The sequence below is a fragment of the Oricola sp. genome (genome assembly GCF_022763245.1).
Lineage (GTDB): Bacteria > Pseudomonadota > Alphaproteobacteria > Rhizobiales > Rhizobiaceae > Oricola.
In genome coordinates this window covers 510,509-532,134 of sequence record NZ_JALEGV010000040.1, presented here as the reverse complement: position 1 = coordinate 532,134, position 21,626 = coordinate 510,509, and the positions used below count along the sequence as shown (strand labels likewise).

General features: G+C 63.7%; 23 protein-coding genes and 1 tRNA gene. 7 read left to right on the top strand and 17 right to left on the bottom strand.

What is annotated here, in order from left to right; translation table 11 throughout:
- The first annotated feature begins 69 nt into the window (after window positions 1-69).
- Both MRY80_RS20000 and MRY80_RS19995 read left to right on the top strand, forming a co-directional pair.
- Window positions 70-543 (top strand): Lrp/AsnC family transcriptional regulator, encoded by a 474-nt coding sequence (locus tag MRY80_RS20000; RefSeq protein WP_293292866.1) that lies wholly within the window; start codon window positions 70-72, stop codon window positions 541-543.
- A gap of 70 nt (window positions 544-613) precedes the next feature.
- Window positions 614-1,087, top strand: coding sequence for a DUF302 domain-containing protein (locus tag MRY80_RS19995; RefSeq protein WP_293292865.1), 474 nt, complete (start codon window positions 614-616; stop codon window positions 1,085-1,087).
- Between the two features lie 57 nt (window positions 1,088-1,144).
- On the opposite strand, the gene MRY80_RS19990 is transcribed toward MRY80_RS19995, so the two are convergent.
- The 13 genes from MRY80_RS19990 to moaA form a co-directional block, all read right to left on the bottom strand.
- Window positions 1,145-1,615, bottom strand: a complete 471-nt coding sequence (locus tag MRY80_RS19990) for a DUF3299 domain-containing protein (RefSeq protein ID WP_293292863.1) — start codon at window positions 1,613-1,615, stop codon at window positions 1,145-1,147.
- Between the two features lie 25 nt (window positions 1,616-1,640).
- Window positions 1,641-2,363, bottom strand: coding sequence for a DNA alkylation repair protein (locus MRY80_RS19985; RefSeq protein WP_293292862.1), 723 nt, complete (start codon window positions 2,361-2,363; stop codon window positions 1,641-1,643).
- A complete protein-coding gene (locus MRY80_RS19980) occupies window positions 2,350-3,234 on the bottom strand; it encodes an NAD(P)-dependent oxidoreductase (protein ID WP_293292861.1) in 885 nt (294 codons plus the stop codon). Before MRY80_RS19980 ends, MRY80_RS19985 begins: the two co-directional genes overlap by 14 nt.
- 88 nt (window positions 3,235-3,322) lie before the next feature.
- Window positions 3,323-4,159: an ABC transporter permease gene (locus tag MRY80_RS19975; RefSeq protein WP_293292860.1), complete on the bottom strand. Its 837-nt coding sequence runs from the start codon at window positions 4,157-4,159 to the stop codon at window positions 3,323-3,325.
- Window positions 4,156-4,869, bottom strand: a complete 714-nt coding sequence (locus MRY80_RS19970; RefSeq protein ID WP_293292859.1) for an ABC transporter permease — start codon at window positions 4,867-4,869, stop codon at window positions 4,156-4,158. The genes MRY80_RS19975 and MRY80_RS19970 overlap by 4 nt, the downstream gene beginning before the upstream one ends.
- Before the next feature lie 90 nt (window positions 4,870-4,959).
- Window positions 4,960-5,739, bottom strand: a complete 780-nt coding sequence (locus MRY80_RS19965) for an ABC transporter substrate-binding protein (RefSeq protein WP_293292858.1) — start codon at window positions 5,737-5,739, stop codon at window positions 4,960-4,962.
- 159 nt (window positions 5,740-5,898) lie between these two features.
- Window positions 5,899-6,435, bottom strand: coding sequence for a cytochrome b/b6 domain-containing protein (locus tag MRY80_RS19960; protein ID WP_293292856.1), 537 nt, complete (start codon window positions 6,433-6,435; stop codon window positions 5,899-5,901).
- A gap of 1 nt (window position 6,436) precedes the next feature.
- Window positions 6,437-6,970 (bottom strand): molybdopterin-guanine dinucleotide biosynthesis protein B, encoded by a 534-nt coding sequence (gene mobB / locus MRY80_RS19955; protein WP_293292855.1) that lies wholly within the window; start codon window positions 6,968-6,970, stop codon window positions 6,437-6,439.
- Window positions 6,967-7,599, bottom strand: a complete 633-nt coding sequence (mobA, locus tag MRY80_RS19950; RefSeq protein WP_293292854.1) for a molybdenum cofactor guanylyltransferase MobA — start codon at window positions 7,597-7,599, stop codon at window positions 6,967-6,969. The genes mobB and mobA overlap by 4 nt, the downstream gene beginning before the upstream one ends.
- A 47-nt stretch (window positions 7,600-7,646) precedes the next feature.
- Window positions 7,647-8,876, bottom strand: a complete 1,230-nt coding sequence (locus tag MRY80_RS19945; protein ID WP_293292852.1) for a multidrug effflux MFS transporter — start codon at window positions 8,874-8,876, stop codon at window positions 7,647-7,649.
- On the bottom strand, window positions 8,873-9,823 hold the full coding sequence (locus MRY80_RS19940) for a DMT family transporter (RefSeq protein WP_293292851.1): 951 nt from the start codon (window positions 9,821-9,823) through the stop codon (window positions 8,873-8,875). Before MRY80_RS19940 ends, MRY80_RS19945 begins: the two co-directional genes overlap by 4 nt.
- Before the next feature lie 126 nt (window positions 9,824-9,949).
- Window positions 9,950-10,075, bottom strand: a complete 126-nt coding sequence (locus MRY80_RS19935) for a hypothetical protein (protein WP_293292850.1) — start codon at window positions 10,073-10,075, stop codon at window positions 9,950-9,952.
- Between the two features lie 259 nt (window positions 10,076-10,334).
- Window positions 10,335-11,360, bottom strand: a complete 1,026-nt coding sequence (gene moaA / locus MRY80_RS19930) for a GTP 3',8-cyclase MoaA (RefSeq protein ID WP_293292849.1) — start codon at window positions 11,358-11,360, stop codon at window positions 10,335-10,337.
- Between the two features lie 91 nt (window positions 11,361-11,451).
- Here moaA and MRY80_RS19925 point away from each other — a divergent pair, with 91 nt between their 5' ends.
- Together MRY80_RS19925 and MRY80_RS19920 are read left to right on the top strand one after the other, a co-directional pair.
- Window positions 11,452-11,811 carry a DUF971 domain-containing protein gene (locus tag MRY80_RS19925; protein ID WP_293292848.1) on the top strand — a complete coding sequence of 120 codons (360 nt, stop codon included), beginning with the start codon at window positions 11,452-11,454 and terminating at the stop codon, window positions 11,809-11,811.
- Complete coding sequence (locus MRY80_RS19920) at window positions 11,808-12,428, top strand: pyridoxamine 5'-phosphate oxidase family protein (protein WP_293292846.1); 621 nt, start codon at window positions 11,808-11,810, stop codon at window positions 12,426-12,428. The genes MRY80_RS19925 and MRY80_RS19920 overlap by 4 nt, the downstream gene beginning before the upstream one ends.
- Before the next feature lie 64 nt (window positions 12,429-12,492).
- On the opposite strand, the gene MRY80_RS19915 is transcribed toward MRY80_RS19920, so the two are convergent.
- Window positions 12,493-14,109 (bottom strand): fumarate hydratase, encoded by a 1,617-nt coding sequence (locus tag MRY80_RS19915; protein WP_293292844.1) that lies wholly within the window; start codon window positions 14,107-14,109, stop codon window positions 12,493-12,495.
- A gap of 89 nt (window positions 14,110-14,198) precedes the next feature.
- Window positions 14,199-17,357: an ammonium transporter gene (gene amt / locus MRY80_RS19910; protein WP_293292842.1), complete on the bottom strand. Its 3,159-nt coding sequence runs from the start codon at window positions 17,355-17,357 to the stop codon at window positions 14,199-14,201.
- A gap of 623 nt (window positions 17,358-17,980) precedes the next feature.
- Here amt and MRY80_RS19905 point away from each other — a divergent pair.
- Window positions 17,981-18,871, top strand: coding sequence for a hypothetical protein (locus MRY80_RS19905; RefSeq protein ID WP_293292840.1), 891 nt, complete (start codon window positions 17,981-17,983; stop codon window positions 18,869-18,871).
- A gap of 402 nt (window positions 18,872-19,273) precedes the next feature.
- On the opposite strand, the gene MRY80_RS19900 is transcribed toward MRY80_RS19905, so the two are convergent.
- Together MRY80_RS19900 and MRY80_RS19895 are read right to left on the bottom strand one after the other, a co-directional pair.
- Window positions 19,274-19,348 (bottom strand) — tRNA-Val (locus MRY80_RS19900).
- A 45-nt stretch (window positions 19,349-19,393) separates the two neighbouring features.
- Window positions 19,394-20,083 (bottom strand): phosphoglycolate phosphatase, encoded by a 690-nt coding sequence (locus MRY80_RS19895; RefSeq protein WP_293292839.1) that lies wholly within the window; start codon window positions 20,081-20,083, stop codon window positions 19,394-19,396.
- 155 nt (window positions 20,084-20,238) lie between these two features.
- On the opposite strand from MRY80_RS19895, the gene rpiA reads away from it, so the two are divergent.
- Both rpiA and MRY80_RS19885 read left to right on the top strand, forming a co-directional pair.
- Entirely contained in the window at window positions 20,239-20,940 is a 702-nt protein-coding gene (gene rpiA, locus MRY80_RS19890) for a ribose-5-phosphate isomerase RpiA (RefSeq protein WP_293292838.1), read from the top strand.
- A 67-nt stretch (window positions 20,941-21,007) separates the two neighbouring features.
- Window positions 21,008-21,568 (top strand): DUF2059 domain-containing protein, encoded by a 561-nt coding sequence (locus tag MRY80_RS19885; RefSeq protein ID WP_293292836.1) that lies wholly within the window; start codon window positions 21,008-21,010, stop codon window positions 21,566-21,568.
- Window positions 21,569-21,626: the final 58 nt, after the last annotated feature.

The window sequence follows — 21,626 nt, the reverse complement described above, 5'->3', positions numbered from 1 at the left end:
TAGAATTATTTTTTGCATATATGCGTGATCGAGGCGCATTCGCGCAAAAATATTCCAAAGGGTGCATATATGGACAAGCTCGACAGGCGCATTCTGCGTATCCTGCAAGAGGATTCCACGATCGTCGTCGCCGATCTGGCAAAGAAGGTGGGGTTGTCGACGACGCCATGCTGGCGGCGCGTGCAAAAGCTGGAGGAAGACGGCGTCATCGCGCGGCGTGTGGCGCTGCTCGATCCGAAGAAGGTCAACACCCGGGTGACGGTGTTCGTCTCCATCCGAACCAATTCGCACTCCATCGAATGGCTGAAGCGGTTCTCGGAGGTCGTTTCGGAGTTTCCCGAGGTGGTCGAGTTCTACCGCATGAGTGGCGACATCGACTATCTGCTGCGGGTCGTGGTGCCCGATATCGAGGCCTATGACGCCTTCTATCAGCGCCTGATCTCCAAGATCGAGATCCGCGACGTGTCCTCGGCATTCGCGATGGAGCAGATCAAATACACGACGGAATTGCCGCTGGACTACATGGTGCTCGACAAGGCGTGATTTGACTTCCGTCAATGCGGATCATCCGATACATATGGCATTCAAGATGTATCCAGAGGAGGAAGCGCAAATGAAATTCGGATCAATCACATCCATGGGCGCCGCATTGACGCTGGCCGCAGCCGCCACTCTCACCGGCGGAGCGGCGCACGCTGCCGGCGACGATGTGGTGACGCGCACGTCCGAGGCTGCCTTCGCCGATGTCGCGCAGTTCGTGCAGGACGGCATCATCAACCGTGGCTACACGATCGACTATCACGGCTTCATCGGCGACATGCTGAAGCGCACGGCCGGTGATGTCGGGGCGACCAAGGAACTCTACAAGGACGCGGAGTTCTTCACGTTCTGCTCGGCCGTCGTCTCGCGCAGCGTCATGGAAGCCGATATCGGCGACATCGCCTACTGCCCCTATGTCGTCTTCGTCTATGAAGACGCCAGCATGGCCGGCACGGTCACGGTCGGTTTCCGTCAGTTGCCCGAGGGCGGGGCACGCGATCAGGTCAACGCCTTGCTGACCGAGATCATCGAGGAAGCGACCGAATAAGGTCGCGTCAGCGCTCAAACCAACCGCGTGGCCGCGATTTCCGGCCGCGCGGTCTTTTCATTTCTTGAGAAATGTCCACGGCGTCTTGGCGGGTGGCGGCGCCGTCGTCGGAATGTCCGCCGGCTCGACCCGGGCATGCCTGATCCGGTAGTCGGATTCGATCCACGAGACGCCGTCCAGAACGAAGAGCTGCGAAACGTCGGGGCTGACCTTCAATTCGCCCCGGACGGACACGGGCTCGTAGGTGCGTTCGATGCGGATCGGTTCTTCCGGTGTCACCAGCACGACCTGGTTCGACGGCGGCGGCGGCGTGTGGCTGCAAGCGCCGGCCCAGGGCAGCAGCATGAACTGGTAGACGTAGTCTCCCTCGTAATCGATCGGCAGCAGGAAGCCGGCGATTTCCACGCTCTCCGATGATTGCGGCGGCGCCTTCAGATCGTCCCAGGTGATCGTGGCGGCATTCGCTCCGGATAGGCCGCAAAAGAGCAGCGTCGCCGCGATCGTGAAACGGTGCCGATTGAGAGCCATGGATGCCGACCTCTGCTGAGAGGGTTCAAGATTGCCTGCCGCCTTCGCGCTTGGCAAGGCGTGCGCGTGTCTTTTCGGAGGTAAGTTCCTTTACGGCGTCGCGGCCGATCCAGCGCGCCGTCCTGTCGTCGCTTTCTGCCAGTTTTTCCGCAAGTTCGAGCGCCGGAACATGGCACGCCGCCGACCGTTTGCCGATCTGGCGGAGCGCCCAGTTGACTGCCTTCTTGACGTAGTTGCGCGGGTCCGTCGCGTGGCGTTCGATCAGGGCGAGCCAGGCGACGATGTCACCGTCGGGCCATGTCTTCAGGTGCACCGAACCCCACGCCATCGTGGCGAAGGCCGCGCGGCGCACGAACTCTCGTTCGTCGCCTGCGAATTCCGGGATCAGGGTGTTGGCGAGCCCGGCGTCGCAAAAGAGGTCGGCGGAATGATCGACGATCTCCCAGGAATTGAAGTCGTCGGCCATGGCGCGGGCCTGGTCCGCCGTCACCTTCTTGGGCTCTTCCGAAAACAGCGCGAGTATGCGGGCCTCGCGAATGCCCGACGCCCACAAGTCGCGGGCGCGGTCGTGATTGCGTTTCAGCTTGCGCGCCAGCGGGCGCAGCACCGCGTTCGAAACGCCGAGGGCGTGGGACGTCTCGATCCCGTAGCGGCCCATGCCTTCGACATTGTGTCGCGATGCCAGCGACTTCAGATGGGCGATCGCGTCTTCGGCCGACCAGTCGGGCGACGGGTCAGTCGATGGCATCGTTCTTCTGCAAGCGGGCCAGCAGCGACGAGGTGTCCCAGCGCCGTCCGCCCATCGCCTGGACGTCCTTGTAGAACTGGTCGACCAGCGCGGTCACGGGCAGGCTGGCGCCGTTGTTGTCGGCTTCCGACAGCACGATGGCGAGGTCCTTGCGCATCCAGTCGACGGCGAAGCCGTGCTCGTATTTGCCGTCGATCATGGTCTTGTGACGGTTCTCCATCTGCCAGGAGCCGGCGGCGCCCTTCGAGATCACGTCGATGACCTTCTGCATGTCCAGCCCGGCCTTGAGCCCGAAATTGATGCCCTCCGACAGTCCCTGCACGAGCCCGGCGATGCAGATCTGGTTGACCATCTTGGTCAACTGCCCGGCCCCCGTCGGCCCCATCAGCCCGACCATGCGCGCAAAGCACTCGATCACCGGCCTGGCCTTCTCGAATTGTTCGACATCGCCACCACACATCACGGTCAGCACCCCATTCACCGCGCCGGCCTCGCCGCCGGAAACCGGCGCGTCGATGAAGCCGAAGCCGCCCTTGTCGGCGGCCGCGCGCAGTTCGCGCGCCACATCGGCGGAAGCGGTGGTGTTGTCGACGAAGATCGCGCCCGGCTTCATGCCGGCAAACGCGCCGTTCTCGCCGATGGTCACCGAGCGCAGGTCGTCGTCATTGCCGACGCAGGAGAACACGAAATCCGCGCCCTCGGCAGCCTCTCTGGGTGTTTCCGCAAGCGCCCCGCCGAATTCGCCGACCCATTTCTCCGCCTTCTCGCGGGTGCGGTTGTAGACCGTGACGTCGTGGCCGCCCTTGGTCGCGAGGTGACCGGCCATGTGATAGCCCATTACGCCAAGGCCGATGAACGCCGTCTTCGCCATCCGTGAAACTCCCGTTTTTCGTCATCCGTGACATAGCCCATCGCGGACACCGCGCGAAAGGACGAATTCTCCCCGCGGGGAGGCGCTGTCAGCGCTTCAGATGCCGTGTCAGCCGCGCCTCGAACAGGTTCCAGACATTGCGCAGCGTTTCGACGATGATGAAATAGAAGACCGCCGCCCAGATATACATCTGGAAATCATAGGTGCGCGAGAATGCGCGGCGCGTCTCGCCCATCAGGTCGAACACGGTGACGAGAGCGACGATGGCCGAACCCTTCAGCATCAGGATGATCTCGTTGCCATAGGGCCGCAACGCAACGATCAGAGCCTGCGGCAGGATGATCTTCCAGAACGCCTGGATCCGGGTGAGACCGAGCGCGTAGGCGCCCTCCCACTGGCCGCGCGAGACGCTGTCGATCGCGCCGCGCAGGATCTCGGCCTGATAGGCGGCCGTGTTCAGCGCGAAGGCGAAAAGGGCGCAATTCCAGGCGTCCCGGAAGAACACCCAGAGACCGATGGCCTGCAATTGCGGGCGAAACGAGCCAAGTCCGTAATAGATCAGGAAGAGCTGCGCGATCAGGGGCGTGCCGCGAAAGAGGTAGACATAGGCGAATGCCAGCCGGCTGATGACCGGGTTCTTCGACATGCGGGCAAACGCGACCGGAAGCGACAGAACCGCGCCGATGGCGACCGAGATGGAAACGAGGCGGATCGTGGTCCAGAGGCCGGACAGGAATTTCGGGCCGTAACGCTCGACCTTGTCGACGTCCCATTGGGCATAGAGATAGGCAACGAGGGCGATTCCGGCGCCGATCCAGAACAGCATCAGCGCTATTCCCGCGATCCGCTCGGCCGTCCAGGGTTTCGGTCCCGGCGCGGGGGCGGGCTGCGGGGGAATGAGCGTGTCGTTGGTCGCCGCGCTCATCGGGCCTGCTCCCCGCGTTTGGCCTGCGCCTCTATGCGGTTGATGACGACCGAGGACATGAGCGCCAGGACGAAATAGAGCAGGAAGGCGATGCCGAAGAACAGGAACGCTTCTTTCGACACGCGCGCTGCGACGCCGGTCTGGCGCAAGATGTCGGTCAGCCCGATGGCGGAGACGAGCGCGGTATCCTTCAGGAGGATCATCCAGAGATTGGCCAGGCCGGGCAGGGCGATGCGGATCAGTTGCGGCAGGACGATCATGCGCATGACCAGCCTGTGGCGCAGTCCGAGCGCGTAGCCGCCTTCGTATTGCCCGGCGGGGATGGCGCGAAAGGCCGAAAGGAAGACCTCGCTCGCATAGGACGAGAACACCAGGGCCAGCGCGATCACGCCGGCAAAAAACGTGTTGATCTCGATGGAGCCGTCGATGCCGATCGCCTTCAGGAGCTGCTGGATGCCGATCTGAAGGCCGAAATAGACGAGGAAAAGGGTCAGGAGCTCCGGAAGGCCGCGAAAGATGGTGGTGTAGATGTCCGCCGCTATCCGGAGCGTCCACTCCTCGCTCTGCTTGGAAAGCGCGATCATGAAGCCGATGAACAGGCCGACGGGAAGTGTCGCCAGCGCCAGCGAAACCGTGATCAGGACGCCCCACGCGATCTCGTCGCTCCAGCCGAGATCGCCGAAACTGAGCAGCGTCAGATATTCACCCATGCACCCCGATCACCCTCTTGCCACCGTGTCTCTCGGTACAGCGGCCGCGCCGGACGGCGGCACGCGCCGCCCGGCTCGATCATTTGACGGTCATTCGCCGTAGACGTCGACGTCGAAATACTTGTCGTTGATTTCCTTGTAGGTGCCGTTGGCGCGGATCGCGTCGATGGCGGCGTTGAACGCCTCGCGCAGCTCGTCTTCGCCCTTGCGCAACGCGATGCCGGCGCCTTCGCCATTGATGACCGGATCGGTCGGCAGGCTGGTGAGCAGCTTGCAGCAGGCGCCGTCGTCGGATTTCAGCCACTCAGACAGCACGATCACATCGTCGATCACGGCGTCGATGCGACCGTTGGCGATGTCGAGCTTGTACTCGTCCGGCGTCGGGTAGAGCTTGAGTTCGGCGGAGGGGAATTTTTCCTCGGCGTAGTTGGAGTGGGTGGTCGAGGACTGTGCGCCGATCAGCTTGCCGTCGAGCCCGGCATCCGTTCCGTCGGTGATGTCGCTGTCCTTCGGTACGGCGATGGCCGGCGGCGTGTTGTAGTATTTGTTGGTGAAGTCGACCTTTTCCTTGCGCTCTTCGGTGATGGACATCGAAGCGATGATGGCGTCGAACTTGCCGGCCAGAAGCGCCGGAATGATGCCGTCCCAATCCTGGGTGACGAACTCGCACTCCGCCTTCATTTCAGCGCAGAGCGCCTTGGCGATGTCGATGTCGAAACCGACCAGCGAACCGTCAGCCTCCAGATTGTTGAAGGGCGCATAGGCGCCTTCGGTGCCGATCTTGATCTTCATCATGTCCTGGGCCTGCGCGGCGCCCAGTGTAAGCGCCAGAGTCGCGGCCGCAGCCATCAATCCTTTGGTGAAACGCATGTGTCTTTCCTCTTCAGGTCACGTTTCCGGAGCGGCATGTCACCGCGCCCGTTCGAGAGCCCGGCCGCAGCGGCGGGGCACGAAGGGCGATACTCCCACTGTTTTTGCGCGGATTGCAACCTCAAAAAGGCCCGGCATTCCGGCCCTCAAATCGGTTTGTCACTTGCCGTCCTTCACCGGCCGCAACATGCGCACGAGGATCGTGCTGCGATCGTAGAACTGCTGCGCGACGGTGTCGAAGACATGGATCACGGCAAGGATGACGACTGCGTGTCCGGCAATCGCGTGCACGGTTTGCATGAACGGTCCGAGCGTGCGCGACGGCGGGAAGGGGAGTGTGAAACGCACCCAGCCGAAGATGTCATAGGCATTGCCGGTCAGGGCCGGCAGCAAGATGCCGCTCAGCGCGAGAGCGAGGATGCAGACCAGCATCAGGGTCATGACGAGGCGCGTCGCGAAATTGTAGATCGCGGAATGGTCGCTCATGCGCGCATAGCCACGCCGAAACCGGTTCTGCACCCGCAGCAGCAGGAAGGGCGCGGCGATCAGGCCGAGGCCCAGATGCGCCGGAGTGGGGTCGTCGGCATGATTGATATAGAGCACAACGACGATGATCGCGCTCAGCCAGTGCGAGATGACCGATCCCAGGGAATAGGCCGCGAAGCGGTCTTTCGGATTGAAATCTCGACGCGACATCTCAGGACAACTCCGGTTTCGCCAATCCAACATGCCGTTCGACGAAATCGGCAATCTCGCCGATCGCGTCGTGCCCGAACACGGGAAGGGCCTCTCCCACGCTGTCCGGTTCGTCGCTCACGATCGCGACGACCGTGTCGTCGCTTTCCGCCAGCCTGTCGGTGTCCGCGGTCACGGAGCGGCGGACTTCGATCTTGTCGTGGCGGTCGCGCTTGTAGCCCTCGACGATGACGATGTCGCAGGGCGAGAGCCTGTCGAGAATGGCGGACAGCGGGGGCTCCGGCGCGTCCGGTGCGCTCTCGTGCATGAGCGCCCAGCGCCGGGCGGAAACGACCGCCACCTCGCGCGCGCCGGCCTGGCGGTGCTGCCAGCTGTCGGCGCCCTCCCGGTCGATGTCGAATGAGTGATGGGCGTGCTTCACGGTCGAGACGGTCCGGCCGCGCGCTGTCAGTTCGCGCACGAGGGCGGCGACCATTCGGGTCTTGCCGGAGTTCTTCCAGCCGACGATTCCGATGATGCGATGGGGCTCCGTCATGCCTTCGCCATTTGCAGCATCGCCTCCGCCTCGTCCAGATCACGTTGGGTGTTGACGTTGAAAAAGGGGTCGTATCCGTCGTCGCGCAGGGTGAAATCGCATGCGATTGACGCGTGACGCCCCGCCCATGCGGTGACCTTCAGCGTGTCGGAAACCTGAATCCATGTCTCAAGATCGTCCGCCAAAGCCACCGGCCACAACGCGAAAACCGGATGGGAGCCGGTCGGCGAGCGCGCCATGACGATTGTGCCTTGATCCGCGGACGTTGCGCGAAGGCGCGAGACGAGATCGGGCGGGAAGAACGGCGTGTCGGCCGCGGCGGTCACGACATGGGTCGCGTGGCGGCTCTCCCGCGCCCACCGCATCGCCGTCAGGATGCCGGCGAGCGGCCCGGCATGGCCTGGTATCGTGTCGGCGAGAACCGGCACGCCGAAGGTCGCGAAGCGCGCCGGGTCGCCGTTGGCGTTGATCGCGATCGCGTCGACCTGCGGCGCGAGGCGTTCCAGAACATGGGCGATCATCGGCCTGCCGCCAAGCGGGATCAACGCCTTGTCGCGCCCGTCCATGCGACGCGACAGGCCGCCCGCGAGAACGACACCGGCGACATTGTGAAAAGCGCTGTCAGTCATGGTCGGACTATGCGTTCTTCTCCTTGCGCCCGCAACGAGGCGGTTGGTCAGGGCTTCTCGCCGACCCGGATGGCGGCTTTCGCCGCGACGAGGCCGGCGAGCAGGCAGCCCCCGAGGAAGAGGCTGAGCGGAATGGGGTGGGGGTTCTGGCCGACGATGATCGCCGCGACGATGGAGGCGATGGCGCCGGTGCCGATCTGGGTCGCGCCGAGGAGACCGGAGGCCGCGCCGGCCGAGTCGGGCTTGAGGCTGATCGCCGCCGTCATCGCGTTGGGCAATGTCATGCCGTTGCCGAAGCCGACGAGGCTGAGCGGGCCGAAGAAGGCGATCGGATGCTCGAAGCCGACGGTGAAGAACACGACGACCAGCGCCGGGCCGAGCAGCGAGATGAGAACGCCGTCCACCATCATGCGCTCAAGCCCGCGCCGCTCCGCGATGCGGCCGGTCAGGAAGTTGCCGAGCGAATAGCCGAGCGCGCAGGAGCCGAAATAGAGCCCGTAGGCAGACGGCAGCAGGTCGAGATACTCGGTGGCGACGGCCGGTCCCCCGCCGACATAGCCGAAGAAACCCGCGGAAGTGAGGCCGGACAGTGCAGCATAGAGCCAGAAGGCCGGCAGCTTCGCGAGCGCGCGATAGTTCCTGATCTGGCTGCGGATCGCGATGCCGCGATAGCGGTTGGTCTCGGGCAGCGAGATGAGCGCGGCGATCAACGCGGCCGCGCCGAACGCGCCGAGCGCGTAGAAGGGCGCGCGCCATCCGAACCAGACGTCGAGCTGCCCGCCGACGGCCGGCGCGATCATCGGGGCGATCGCCATGCCCATCACCATGTAGCCCATCGCGCTGGCCGCCTTTTCGCGCGGATAGACGTCGCGCACGACGGCGCGCGACAGGACCATGCCGCTGGCGCTTGCGGCCTGGACGACGCGCCCGGCGAGGAACATCTGCGTGGTCTCGGCCAGGATGCACATGGCGGTGCCGATCAGGAACAGCACCATGCCGCCGCAGATGACGGGTCTGCGGCCGTAGAGATCCGACAGCGGCCCGATCAGCAGCTGCAGCACGGCCGTCATGATCAGGTAGAGCGACAGGCCGAGCTGGACCGTAGCGTAGTTCGTGTTCAGGTCGGCGGCGATGCTGGGCATCGACGGCACGAACAGATTGATCGACATCGGGCTCACCGCGGCGACGAGAATGAGCGTCAGCAGCGCCGGGCGTGGCCCGGTCCAGGCGTCTTCCTGCGGCGGGACGGGACGGTGATCGGATGCGTCTGTGCTCATGAGCCGCGGATCCTCCGGTTGCGGATGACCTGCTCGCGGTAGAGCGTGTAGAGGCCGCTCGCGACGATGAGGATCGACCCGCCGATCGTGGCGACGTCCGGGCGTTCGGCGAAGACCACGACGCCGATCGCCATGGCGCAGACGATTCGCACATATCGGAACGGCGCGACCACGGAGAGCTGGCCCATGCGCAGCGCGATCATCATCAGGTGAAACGCGATGATTCCCACGGCCGATGCCGCAAGCACGTAGCCGGTCGTGCGCGGCGACATCCAGGACCAGGGCGACGACAGGGTCTGCAGCAGGATCGCGGCGAGGAACACCAGGACGCTCGCGACCAGCGCGATCGCTTCGGTGGAGACGGTTCGCGGCGCCGCGCGCGTGCCGAGGTCGCGCATGGCGAAGCCGATCGCCGCGCCGACGGGCAGCAGGGTCTTGGCGTCGAAGCCGGACATGCCCGGGCGCAGGACAAGCAGAACGCCCGCAAAGCCCACCAGCAGGGCCGCCCAGCGCCGCCAGCCGACGGTCTCTCTCAGGAACAGGGCGGCGCCGAACACGACGACCAGCGGCGAGGCCTGCAGGATCGCCGACGCGTCGCTGATCGGCATCAGCGCGAGCGCCGAGACGAAACAGATGACACCGGTCGTCTCACCGATGTGGCGCAGGAGGATGGGGCCGGAAAACAGCGCGTCGCGCGTGACGCGCTTGCCATGGGCTTTCGCCAGCCAGGCGAAATAGGCGATGCCGAAGCCGTTCTGGATCGCGACGATCTGGCCGACGCCGACGTCGCTGGACGCCAGCTTGATGAACATGTCATCGAGAGCGAACAGCGCCATGGCCGCCGCGAGCAAGGCGATCGCCTTGAGGTTGTCGCCGTTCAGCGCGGCGAAATCTTCCAGCGGGCGAGCATCGGGCTCGGTCCCGCTGACGGTCTTTTGCGATCTCATGAATCCCGTCCGCCCGCTATCAGGGCAATGCGTTATGTGTGTACATAACGCAAAGCGCGGACGTGGTCACCCGCCGGGCGAAGGCATTCGGGATTCTGCGGTGACGGGCGAACCCGTCGACCGAACTTAGCGGCCGAAGAGCGAGCCGATCATGCTGCGCAGGGCGGCGTCGCGCTCGCGCTTGGCACGTGCCAGGATCGTGTCGAATTCTGTCGGTTCGAAGCCGGACTTCTTCTTTGCTTTGGTGGTCATGTTCATTCTCGCTTACGGTTGTCTGGGCGTGCGGGGCAGACCCGCCACTGAAAATGCAGCGTTTGTTGCGCTGCAGCATTCATGTGGTGTGTCTATAGAGGGATTTCTCGCGCTCAGGCATGCGAATTGCGAAAGGCAGCCATGCCCGCAGGGAACCGCACACGCCTCATCAGGCCGCGCGCGGCACGGGTCGCGCGCCGCTCTGCATACAATCGGGCGGTTGTGGCGCTGCAGTCGGGCCGGGAAGGCCCGCCTGCCGTCAGCCGCCCGTCACGCTCATGTGGCGAGACACCGAGGGGCGCTTCGTGCGCCGGTCGATGATGAAGTCGTGGCCCTTCGGCTTGCGGCCGATGGCCTCGTCGATGGCGGCGGAGACGAGTTCGTTGCCTTCGGATTCGCGCAGCGGCGCCCGCAGGTCGGCCGCATCCTCCTGTCCGAGGCACATGTAGAGCGTGCCCGTGCAGGTCAGCCGCACCCGGTTGCAGCTCTCGCAGAAATTATGCGTCATCGGCGTGATGAAGCCGAGCCGGCCGCCGGTTTCCCTGACCTCGACATAGCGGGCGGGGCCGCCGGTCTTGTAGGGGATGTCCTCCAGCGTGAACTGGCGGGAGAGGTCGGCGCGCAGCTGCGACAGCGGCAGGTACTGGTCCGTGCGATCCTCTTCGATCTCGCCCATTGGCATGGTCTCGATGACGGTCATGTCCATTCCCTGGCCATGCGCCCAGCGGATCATTTCCGGCATCTCGGCGTCGTTGAAGCCCTTCAGGGCCACCGCATTGATCTTGATGCGCAACCCGGCCGCCTGCGCGGCGCGAATGCCGTCGAGCACGCGATCGAGGCTGCCCCAGCGCGTGATCTGGCGGAACTTGTCGGGATCGAGCGTGTCCATGGACACGTTGATGCGCCGCACGCCGTGTTCGAACAGCGCGTCGGCGTGCTTGGTCAGCTGCGACCCGTTCGTCGTCAGGGTGAGTTCTTCCAGCGCGCCCGTTTCCAGATGCCGGCCGAGCTGCTCGATCAGGTGCATGATGTTCTTGCGCACCAGCGGCTCGCCGCCGGTCAGGCGCAGCTTCCTGACGCCTTTCTCGATGAACACGGTGCACAGCCGGTCGAGTTCCTCGAGCGTCAGCAGGTCCTTCTTCGGCAGGAACGTCATGTGTTCGGACATGCAATAGGTGCAGCGGAAATCGCAGCGGTCGGTCACCGACACGCGCAGATAGGTGATGTCTCTTCCGAACGGATCCGTCATGGCCTGCGTGGCAGGCAGAATGATGTCTTCAGACATATCGTCTCGTGCTTCCGGTTGTCTGGAACCTATGTTGATGCCATAGGCGGTTCCGTCAAGCCAACGAAAACACGAAACGGCATTCGGCACCATGACGGACACGACGCTCTGGCCGACAGAATTGCGGGTCTCCCAGGACCGCAGGACCATGACGGTAACCTTCAATTCGGGCGAGGCCTTCGCCTTGCCGGCGGAGATGCTGCGGGTGCTTTCGCCATCTGCCGAGGTTCAGGGCCATTCGCCCGAGCAGCGCGTCACGGTTTGGGGCAAGCGCGACGTCGCCATCGCCGAGATCGTGCCGACTGGGAACTATGCGGTGCGCATCGTCTTCGACGACCGCCACGAAACCGGCATTTTCACCTGGACCTACCTGGCGCGGCTGGGCCGAGACAAGGACGCCTTGTGGCAGGAATATCTCGACGAACTGGACGAGAAGGGGATGAGCCGATGAGCGGATACGCGCCGGTCACGTCGGTGGAGGAGTTGCAGGACCTTTATGGCGAGCCGGGAGAGGCGTCCCTGCTCAAGGTGGCCGGCCGCATCACGCCGCAATATCGCCGTTTCCTGGAAGCCTCGCCCTTCTTCACGCTGGCGACCGCCGGGCCTGAAGGCCTCGACTGTTCGCCCCGTGGCGAGTTGGGCGGACTGTTCCGCATCCTCGACGACAAGACGATCGCCATTCCCGACCGCCGCGGCAACAACCGCATCGACAGCCTCAGCAACATCGTGCGCGACCCGCGCATCGCGATGCTGTTCCTGATCCCCGGCTCGGTCACCACGATCCGCCTGAATGGCACGGCCATCGTGACGGTCGATCCCGATCTGCTGGCGAGTTTCGAGCGCGACGGCAAGCAGCCGCGCTCGGTCGTCATCGTCACGGTGGAGGAGATCTACACCCAGTGCGGCCGCGCGGTGCTGCGCGCGGGCCTTTGGGATCCGGCCCATCATGTCGATCCGGCGGACATCCCGACGGCAGGCGACATCCTCAAGGAGCGGTCGCGCGGCGAATTCGATTCCGCCACCTACGACCGGGATTGGGCCGGACGCGCCGCAAAGACGATGTGGTAGGCTTGCTGACGGCCTGAAAAGGCCGTTCAGCGCACATCATACGCGGGTCTCGTTCCTGCGCCGATCAGCCCAGATTGAGTTCCTTAAAGAAGTCGTTGCCCTTGTCGTCGATGACGGTGAAGGCAGGGAAGTCCTCGACCTCGATGCGCCAGATCGCTTCCATGCCGAGTTCCGGATATTCCACGACTTCGACCTTCTTGATGCAATCCTGCGCGAGGCGCGCGGCCGGGCCGCCGATGGAGCCGAGATAGAAGCCGCCATGGCGAGCGCAGGCGTCGCGCACCTGGCGCGAACGGTTGCCCTTGGCAAGCATCACCATGGAGCCGCCAAAGGACTGGAACTGGTCGACATAGGAATCCATCCGGCCGGCCGTGGTCGGGCCGAAGGAGCCGGACGCGTAGCCCTCCGGCGTCTTGGCCGGACCGGCATAATAGACCGGGTGGTTCTTGAAATAGTCCGGCATCGGTTCGCCGGCTTCGAGGCGGGCACGGATCTTCGAATGGGCGAGATCGCGCGCGACGATGATCGAGCCGGTGAGCGACAGCCGGGTCTTGACCGGGTGCTTGGACAGTTCGGCGAGAATCTCGCTCATCGGGCGGTTGAGATCGATCTTCACGACATGCGCTGACAGCGCGTCCTCGTCGATGTCGGGCATGTATTTCGAGGGATCTGTCTCGAGCTGCTCGATGAAGATGCCGTCCCGCGTGATCTTGCCGAGCGCCTGGCGGTCGGCGGAGCACGAAACGCCGATGCCGATCGGCAGCGACGCGCCGTGGCGGGGCAGGCGGATGACGCGGACGTCGTGGCAGAAATACTTCCCGCCGAATTGCGCGCCGACGCCGGTCGCCTGCGTCGCCTTGTGTATTTCGGCTTCCATTTCGAGATCGCGGAAGGCGTGGCCGTCTTCCGAGCCGGAGGTCGGGAGCGTGTCGAGATAGCGCGTCGAAGCGAGCTTGACCGTCTTCAGGTTCATCTCGGCCGAGGTGCCGCCGATCACGATGGCCAGGTGATAGGGCGGACAGGCGGCCGTGCCGAGCGTGAGGATCTTCTCCTTCAGGAACTCGACCATGCGATCATGCGTGAGCAGCGACGGCGTGCCCTGGTAGAGGAAGGTCTTGTTGGCCGACCCGCCGCCCTTCGCGATGAACAGGAACTTGTAGGCGTCGTCGCCTTCCTCGTAGATGTCGATCTGCGCCGGCAGGTTGTTCTTCGTGTTCTTTTCCTCGAACATCGACAGCGGCGCGAGCTGCGAATAGCGCAGGTTCTTCTTCTGGTAGGCATCGAGCACGCCTTCCGCGAGCGCGCCTTCGTCGCCGCCATCGGTCCAGACGCGGCGGCCCTTCTTGCCCATCACGATCGCGGTGCCGGTATCCTGGCACATCGGCAGCACGCCGCCAGCGGCGATGTTTGCGTTCTTCAACAGGTCATAGGCGACGAAACGGTCGTTTTCGGTCGCTTCCGGATCGTCCAGGATCGAGGCGAGCTGCTTCAGATGGCCGGGGCGCAGGAGATGGTTGATGTCTGCGAAGGCCGCTTCGGAGAGCAGGCGCAACCCTTCCGGCTCGACCACGAGCACGTCCTCGCCGCGAAACGTGTCGACCGAGACGTGATCCTCGGAAATCTTGCGCCAGGGGGTCTCGGTCTCGCCGAGCGGAAAAAGCGAATTGGTGCGGGCCGCCATGTTCTTGTTCCTGCCAGTAGAGGGGTCTCGGCCGGTGTCTTACCGCAATGCGCGGTGAAGACAATCCGGCGAAGGGCAAAGAACGGCGATCAGGCGGAGTGCTTCAGGGGCGACGGCCGGTCGGACTGGGCATCGCGCATCAGCGTGCCGACTTCCTCGAGCGCGTTGGTCATCGCGGCGTTTCCGAACCCGGTCCGCTCCAGGATGTCCACGACATGCGCAGGCACCTCGACGGGCAACTCCGAGACAGGCACCGGACGCGACACCAGGAAGCCCTGGATCTCCTTGCATCCCATCGCCACGAGCTTTTCCAGCTGCGCCTCGTATTCGACACCTTCGGCGACGACCGACATCCCCAGTCCCGCCGACAGCCGCAGGATGGTGTCGATGATGTGCAGGGCGTTCGTCGCCTCGTTCATCTCGCGAATGAAGGACTGGTCGATCTTGATCGTGTCGAAGGGGAAGTGATTGACGTAGTTGAGCGAGGAATAACCGGAGCCGAAATCGTCGAGCGCGATGTGCACGCCCATGGCTTTTAACTCGTTGAGGACGGCGAAGGCCTTGTTCGCATTGTCGATGAACAGGCTTTCGGTGACCTCCAGTTCCAGGCGCGACGGATGCAGCCCGGTGGCGCTCAGAACCCGCTGCACCGTGTCGGAGAATTCCTTTCCGCGGAACTGCCTGGGGCTGACATTCACGCTGACGCGCACGTCGCCGAAATGCCGCGTCGCGGTTTCGCAGGCCTTTCGAAGCGCCCACTCGCCGAGCCCGACGATCAGGTTCGACTGCTCGGCGACCGGGATGAATTCGACCGGCGAAATGCGCCCGCGCACGGGATGCTCCCAGCGCAGAAGCGCCTCATAGGAGATGATGGTGCCGCTGGCGACGTCGAGGCGCGGCTGGAAATGCAACTCGAACTGTTCCTCGGCGATGGCGGTCTTCAGCGCTTCTTCCATCTCCTGGCGGCTGCGCAGTTCCTCCCCCATGCCGGGTTCGTAGACGGCATAGGTGTTGCGGCCGTTGTTCTTCGCCGCGTAGAGGCTGACATCGCAATGCTGGAACAGCGTCTCGGCGTCGTCGGCGTCGCGCGGCGCGATCGCGACGCCAATGCTCGCGCCGGGACGGATCGTGTCGCCGGTCGGCAGCAGAACCGGTTCGGAAAGCGCATGCAACAGGCGGTGCGCTAGGTCCGCGGCCTGGTTGGGGAAGTTGATGTCGGCCTGCACGAAGGCGAATTCGTCACCGCCCAGACGGGCGACGCAATCGCCGGGTCCGCTCAGCATGCGCAGCCGTTCCGCCACCGCCACGATCACCGCGTCGCCGGACGGATGGCCGTGAAGGTCGTTGATGTTCTTGAACTGGTCGAGATCGATCAGCAGCAGCGCGACGGAGGCCTTGTCCGTGCCCAAGCGTCCGAGCAGGTCGCGCAGGCGCTGGTTGAAATGGGCGCGGTTCGGCAGGTCGGTCAGTGTGTCGTGCATCGCCAGGTGATAGATGCGCGCCTCGGCCTTCTTGCGTTCGCGCAGATCCGCGAAGGCGAGAACCTGGGTCGTCCGGCCGGAATAGTCGATGGTCCGGCACCTGAATTCCACCGGCACTTTCACGCCTTCCAGCGGACGAATATGGGTCTCCGTCGGGCGTTCGGTGTGATCCTGGAGGTGGGAGAGGGCGCCCGGCCAGTCGGCCGTCGGAAACAGCTCCTTCACGAAGCGTCCGCGCATCTGCGCCGTGGGAATCCCGAACAGCCGCTCGGCGGCGGAGTTGGCGTCGATGACGCGGTGCTCTCCGGCCAGCACGATCGCCTCGAAGGTCGCGTCGGCGAAGGCGGCGAGGCGGTCGGCCTCTTCGGCGGAGCGGCGGATGTCGTCGTCGTGCCGTCGCCTGAATTCCGTCGCTTCGAGGTTTCTCATCAGGTCGTTGAACGCATCCGTGAGATCCTGCGCGTCGTCGCCGTTGCGCGTCTCGAGGCGCATGGAGAGATCCGCGTCACCGCGGTTCAGCGATCGCATCGCTTCCTCGACATGGGCCGTCCCGATCAGTGCCTGGTGCTCGCTGACATTGAGGCCGCGCTGTTCCGTCGGCTGATCGACGCGGATGGCCGTCAGCCGGTTGAGAACGAGCATCAGCACAAGGCCGATGCCGAAGGCCCATGAGAAGTTGGCCGCGACGCCGATCGCCTGCGTGTAGAGCTGGTCGAGATGCGAGCCGGTCGGCAGGCTGCTCGCGGGCGCCAGAAGCGCCAGCGCCAGCGTGCCGAACACGCCGGCGAAGCCATGCGCTCCGACGGCGCCGACCGCGTCGTCCACGCGCAGCCGCGTTTCCAGGAAATTGTTGCCCCAACTCGCGATGAGGCCGCCGAACAGGCCGACCAGAAGGGCCGCGCCCGGATCCAGCAGGTGGCAGCCGGCGGTGATCGCCACCAGCCCGCCGATCATCCCGTTGGTCGCCCGTTCGGGATAGGCGGCATGTTCCTTGTAGTGGAAATAAGCGTAGGCCGCGCCTGCGCCGGCCGCACCGGCGAGCACGGTGTTGAGCACGATTTCGGCGACCTGCGCCGAGGCGGCAAGCGTCGAGCCGCCGTTGAAGCCGATCCAGCCGACAAACAGCATCAGCGTTCCGGCCGCAGACAGAACGGGGCTGTGGCCCGTGAAACGCACCGGCCGTCCGTCCGCGTCGAAGCGACCGATGCGCGGCCGCAGGACCAGGCAGGCGGCAAGCGCGATCCAGGCGCCGGTGGAATGAACGACCGTCGATCCCGCGAAATCGACGAAGCCGAGATTGCCAAGCCACGCGCCCTCGGCCGCACCATGCGCCGCACCCCAGGCCCAATGGACGAAGATCGGATAGATCAGCGCTGCCGTGAGGAAGCTGAGCAGCACATAGGTGCTGAGCTTCATACGCTCGGCCACCGCACCGGCGATGATGGTTGCCGCCGTGCCGCAGAACATCACCTGGAAGATGAAGAGAAGTGCCTCGCGCGAAGAGATGTCGCGCAGGAACATCAGCCGCGGGTCGAAGCCGATCGGCAGCGACCCATGCGACGGCCCGAAGCCGATCATGTAGCCGATCGAGAAGAAGGCGATCACCGCGAAGGCGAGATCCAGCAGGTTCTTCTGGGCGACATTGACGGCGTTCTTGGTCCGCACGGCGCCTGCTTCCAGCAGCAGGAAGCCGATCTGCATCAGGAGCACGAGCGCTGCGGCGACCAATATCCAGAAGGCGTCGAGCCGCGAGGCAAGATCGGTCACCGACAGTTCAGATGCAGTCGCGGGACCGCTGAGAAGAAAAGCAGACAAAGCAAAAACCAGGGTGCGGACCACCGGTGACATGAACCCATCTCCGACAAACGCCGTCTTTGTGGGCCGCGATTGCTGGCCTTTTCGTTAAATTCCACCTGAACGCGAATTTCCTCGACATTCAGGGCTAACGAAAGGTTTAGCCCCGTCGAATGCCGAACCTTCGACACACGGTCGGGGAGGCCGTGCGGGCATCAGGCGGGGTCAATTCTGGAAGGGATAATGGTGGGAGAATCCGGGACCGCATCTTCACTCTCGCCCTGGTTAGACAGGTGGAGGCCTCGGCCTACGCGATGCTTCCGTGGGAAAATGGATGTTAGTTGTAGTGAGCACGGCGACGAGCATTCCTAATCCGCGCTTTGCAGTTCATGCGATCTGATGATTGAACTCGCACTGGCTTCTGACAATTCCGCATGAATTCAGATTGTGTGTCGATTGAAGCGGATACAGTGTTTTCGGAGAGCTCTAATGTTCTACCACCCGTTCGCTTCGGGCTTTGCTTTCGAACGATGGTTTGCCAAGATCAGGTAGCACGTTTGAACCGTCGTTCAGCGTTCAAGGGAGGACGAAGCTGCATGTCGCAACAAAGTAATTTGGTTTCGGCGCTGTTTGGGGGTGTCGGGGTTTCTGTTCTTGGAGCGGTCGCCGTTTTCCTTGCACCGGACGACTTCAGTTACCTTGTCTCCAAGTTTGGTGGTGCGACCCAGAAGGAACTTGCTGTAGTAAGAGACCAGGTCGCGTCGATCTCGCAGGGCCGTTCCGAAGTCGTTGAAGTGGACTACGATCGTGTCGTCGATCAGGTCATTTTGAGCCTTCAGAATGAGAACTTGCTCGGCATCGCCGGCCCGCAAGGGCCGGCGGGGCCGCGCGGACCTACAGGTGCGCGAGGGCCAGAAGGCCCGCAAGGACCTGCGGGTGAAAGCGCGCTGGGCGCAGACATGGAGGCGTTGGACGACCTGAGAGCAAAGGTCACGGGGCTTGAGGAACAGGTTGCTGAATTGCAGTCGCAATTGAGTGATGTGGCAATGGAGGGCACCTCGACGGGCGGCCGGATCGTTGTAGACGCCATCTCGAAGAGTGGACCGGAGATATCGTCGAGTGAAGCCGTCAAAACAGGTCCGTTCGTCTTGTCGTTCGGGCGTGCGTACAGGAGAAGCTCATCAAGGGTGGGTGTTGAATTCAGCGTCATGAACGCGTCCAACAGTCCGGCCGAATTCTGCGTAGATGACGACGGGGAGTTGTTCACGGATCTGGGCGATGAGCTGACTGAAATCGAGACCTATGTTGCCGGCGCTACAAGTGGTGGTCGTACATGCGGAAACGTGCCTCCCGGGGGAACGGTAGCGGCCGGTCAGATCTGGAGCAGGTACAACAAGCGTATCGAAGACACGATTCAGTACTATCGATATTCATGTGGACCGAATTGCGAAATCGTGTTGCGCGACGTTCTGGTTCAGGGGCTCTAGTCGCCCGAAGATTGTCTTCGACTTGTTTTGGGTCTCAGGAGTGCGAATCTTCCACGCAGGGCGCGTAATGGGCTTGCAGGTATGGTGGTAGCGCCTACCGCGGGCCCGGCGGTGAAACCAGCGAAGCGGCGAGGCACTGAGTCGAACGCGCGTGTCGGCCAGAACCGCGGCTATCTCGAAAACGAGCGTCAGCCAATCGGCTAACGGCCTGCAAATCCGCTCTCGAAAATCGCTTGGTGGACACTGCCCAAGGCGACTGAGAGCCGAATCTCAGAAGCAGTCTGTACGGGCCTTGTACGGGGGATGCGTACAGTTTCCGGCAGCGCTCCTGCAGATCTTTGCAAGGAAATTCGTTCTCCAGGAAGGGGTGCGGAAATAAGTCATTGAAATCAAAAGAGAAAATGGTGGGCGATGCTGGGATTGAACCAGCGACCCCTGCCGTGTGAAGGCAGTGCTCTCCCGCTGAGCTAATCGCCCGATCCGTATCGGAAGCGCGGATATAGGCCGCGCTGTCGCGGAAAGTCAACTGGAAGGATTTCCCCGGTCGAGCAGTTCTCGCGCAAGCGCCGGATGGAGGGCCCGGTAGTGCGAAATCACGGTGTCGGGACCGAAGGTGGAGACATGCTGGTCGGTATAGCCGAAATCGACCGCGACGACCGGTATGCCCGCATTCTGCGCGGTCCGGATGTCGGTCTCGCTGTCGCCGACCATGATCGCCCGGCCGACGTCGCCGCCCGCCATGTCGATCGTTCCGGTAAGGTGCGCCGGGTCCGGTTTGCGGACCGGAAACGTGTCCTGTCCGCAGATGGCGGCGAACAGCGTGTCGATCCCGAGCGACTTGAGCAGCCGCAAGGCGTTCACTTCAATCTTGTTCGTGCAGACGGCGGCGAGATAGCCCTCGCTGCGAAAGGCCTCGATCGTGTCGAGCACGCCCTCGTAGGGCCGCGACCGCCCGGGCATGTTCGCGCCGTAATGGTCGAGGAAGTTGGCCATCATCACGTCGAGTTCTTCCGGCGCCGGCGTGTGGCCGGCCGAGGCATGGGCCTGTTCCAGCATGTAGCGCGCGCCCTTGCCGACATGCTGGCGAAAGCCGTCGTCGACCACCGGGTCGAGACCGGCCAGCGTCAGCGCATGGTTCATCGCGTCCAGCAGGTCGGGCGCCGTGTCGATCAGGGTTCCGTCGAGGTCGAAGACGATGATTGGCGGTTTCATGTCGGGGCTTCTTTCGATCCGCGTTCGTGGTCTGACGATCGCATAGCGGCCGGGCCGATGCGTTGCAATGCGATTGCGCCCGACCGTCCTATTGCCGGTTGGCGCGACGGCGGCGGCGTGATAACCGGTCCCCGAAAAATCGGAAACCATCGCATATGTCCCAGGACGAACTGAAAATCGCCGCAGCCCGCGCCGCGCTGTCCCATGTCGAAGACGGCATGAAGCTCGGCATCGGCACCGGCAGCACCGCCAACGCATTCATCCAGCTGCTCGCAGAGCGCGTGGGTGAGGGGCTGCGGGTGGTCGGCGTGCCGACATCCGAGCAGACCGCGCGGCTGTGCCTGGAACTGGGCGTGCCTCTGACAGCGCTCGACGAGGCGCCGCGCCTCGACCTGTGCATCGACGGCGCGGACGAGATCGATCCGAACCTCAATCTCACCAAGGGCGGCGGCGGCGCGCTGCTGCGCGAGAAGATCGTCGCGCATGCCGCGGCGAAGTTCATCGTGATCGCCGACGAGAGCAAGCTCGTGCCGGCCCTCGGCACCTTTCCCCTGCCAATCGAGGTCAATCCCTTCGGCCTTGAAGCCACGCGCCGCAACATCGAGGACGCCTATGCGGCGCTCGGCCTGTCGGGGGAGGCGCGTTTGCGGGTGCGCGACGGTCAGCCTTTCGAAACGGACGGGGGACACATCATTCTCGACGCATCTTTCGGCCATATTTCGGACCCAAAGGCTTTGTCGGACGCGTTGCATGCGATACCCGGCGTCGTCGAGCATGGCATGTTCATCGGCATGACCTCGCTCGCAATCGTCGCGGGAAGCGAGTCCGTCCGTGTGCTCGAGGCGCCGAAAGCCTGATGTCGGGAAGACGCAGGCTGCGGTCGGGACTTTGAACAGGTTTGGGAACTCGGAGTTGACAGGAAAGATGACATTTCAACCAGCCAAAATTCTTCGCAACGCGGTTGCCGGACTGCTGCTCGTTTCGGCTGTGCCGGCGATGGCGCAGGACTTCACCGAATCGCACCTCGCCGCCGCGCGTGACGCGCTGAGCGCCACCCAGGCGACTGATCCGTATGATCTGGTGCTCCTCAACGCCGCCGAGGCGCTGAAGACGCGGCTCATCGCCAGCAATCTGGATCTGGAAGCCGAGATCACCAAGATCGTCGACGAGCAGACCTTCGCTCTGGTGGCAAACCGGGCGGACCTCGAGAAGGAGGCCGCGTCGATCTATGCAGCGGCGTTCACCGAGGAAGAACTCACGTCGATCGCCAGTTTCTACAATTCCGAGGCCGGCCAGAAGCTCCTGACGAACGGCCCGATCGCCGCGCGCGAGATCGCCAAGAGTGCGGCCGTCTGGAAGAACGGCATCGAACGCGATCTTCTGTCGAATGTGAGCAAGGAACTGCAGTCTGCCGGTCTGCGGGCGAACACCGACGCTCCGGCGCCGTCTGGCGACGAGAACAAGGCCCAAGAAACGCAGAACTGATCGATCATCGCACGATGATTTGAAGGCCTGGCGCCCGCGCCGGGCCTTTCGTCTTTCA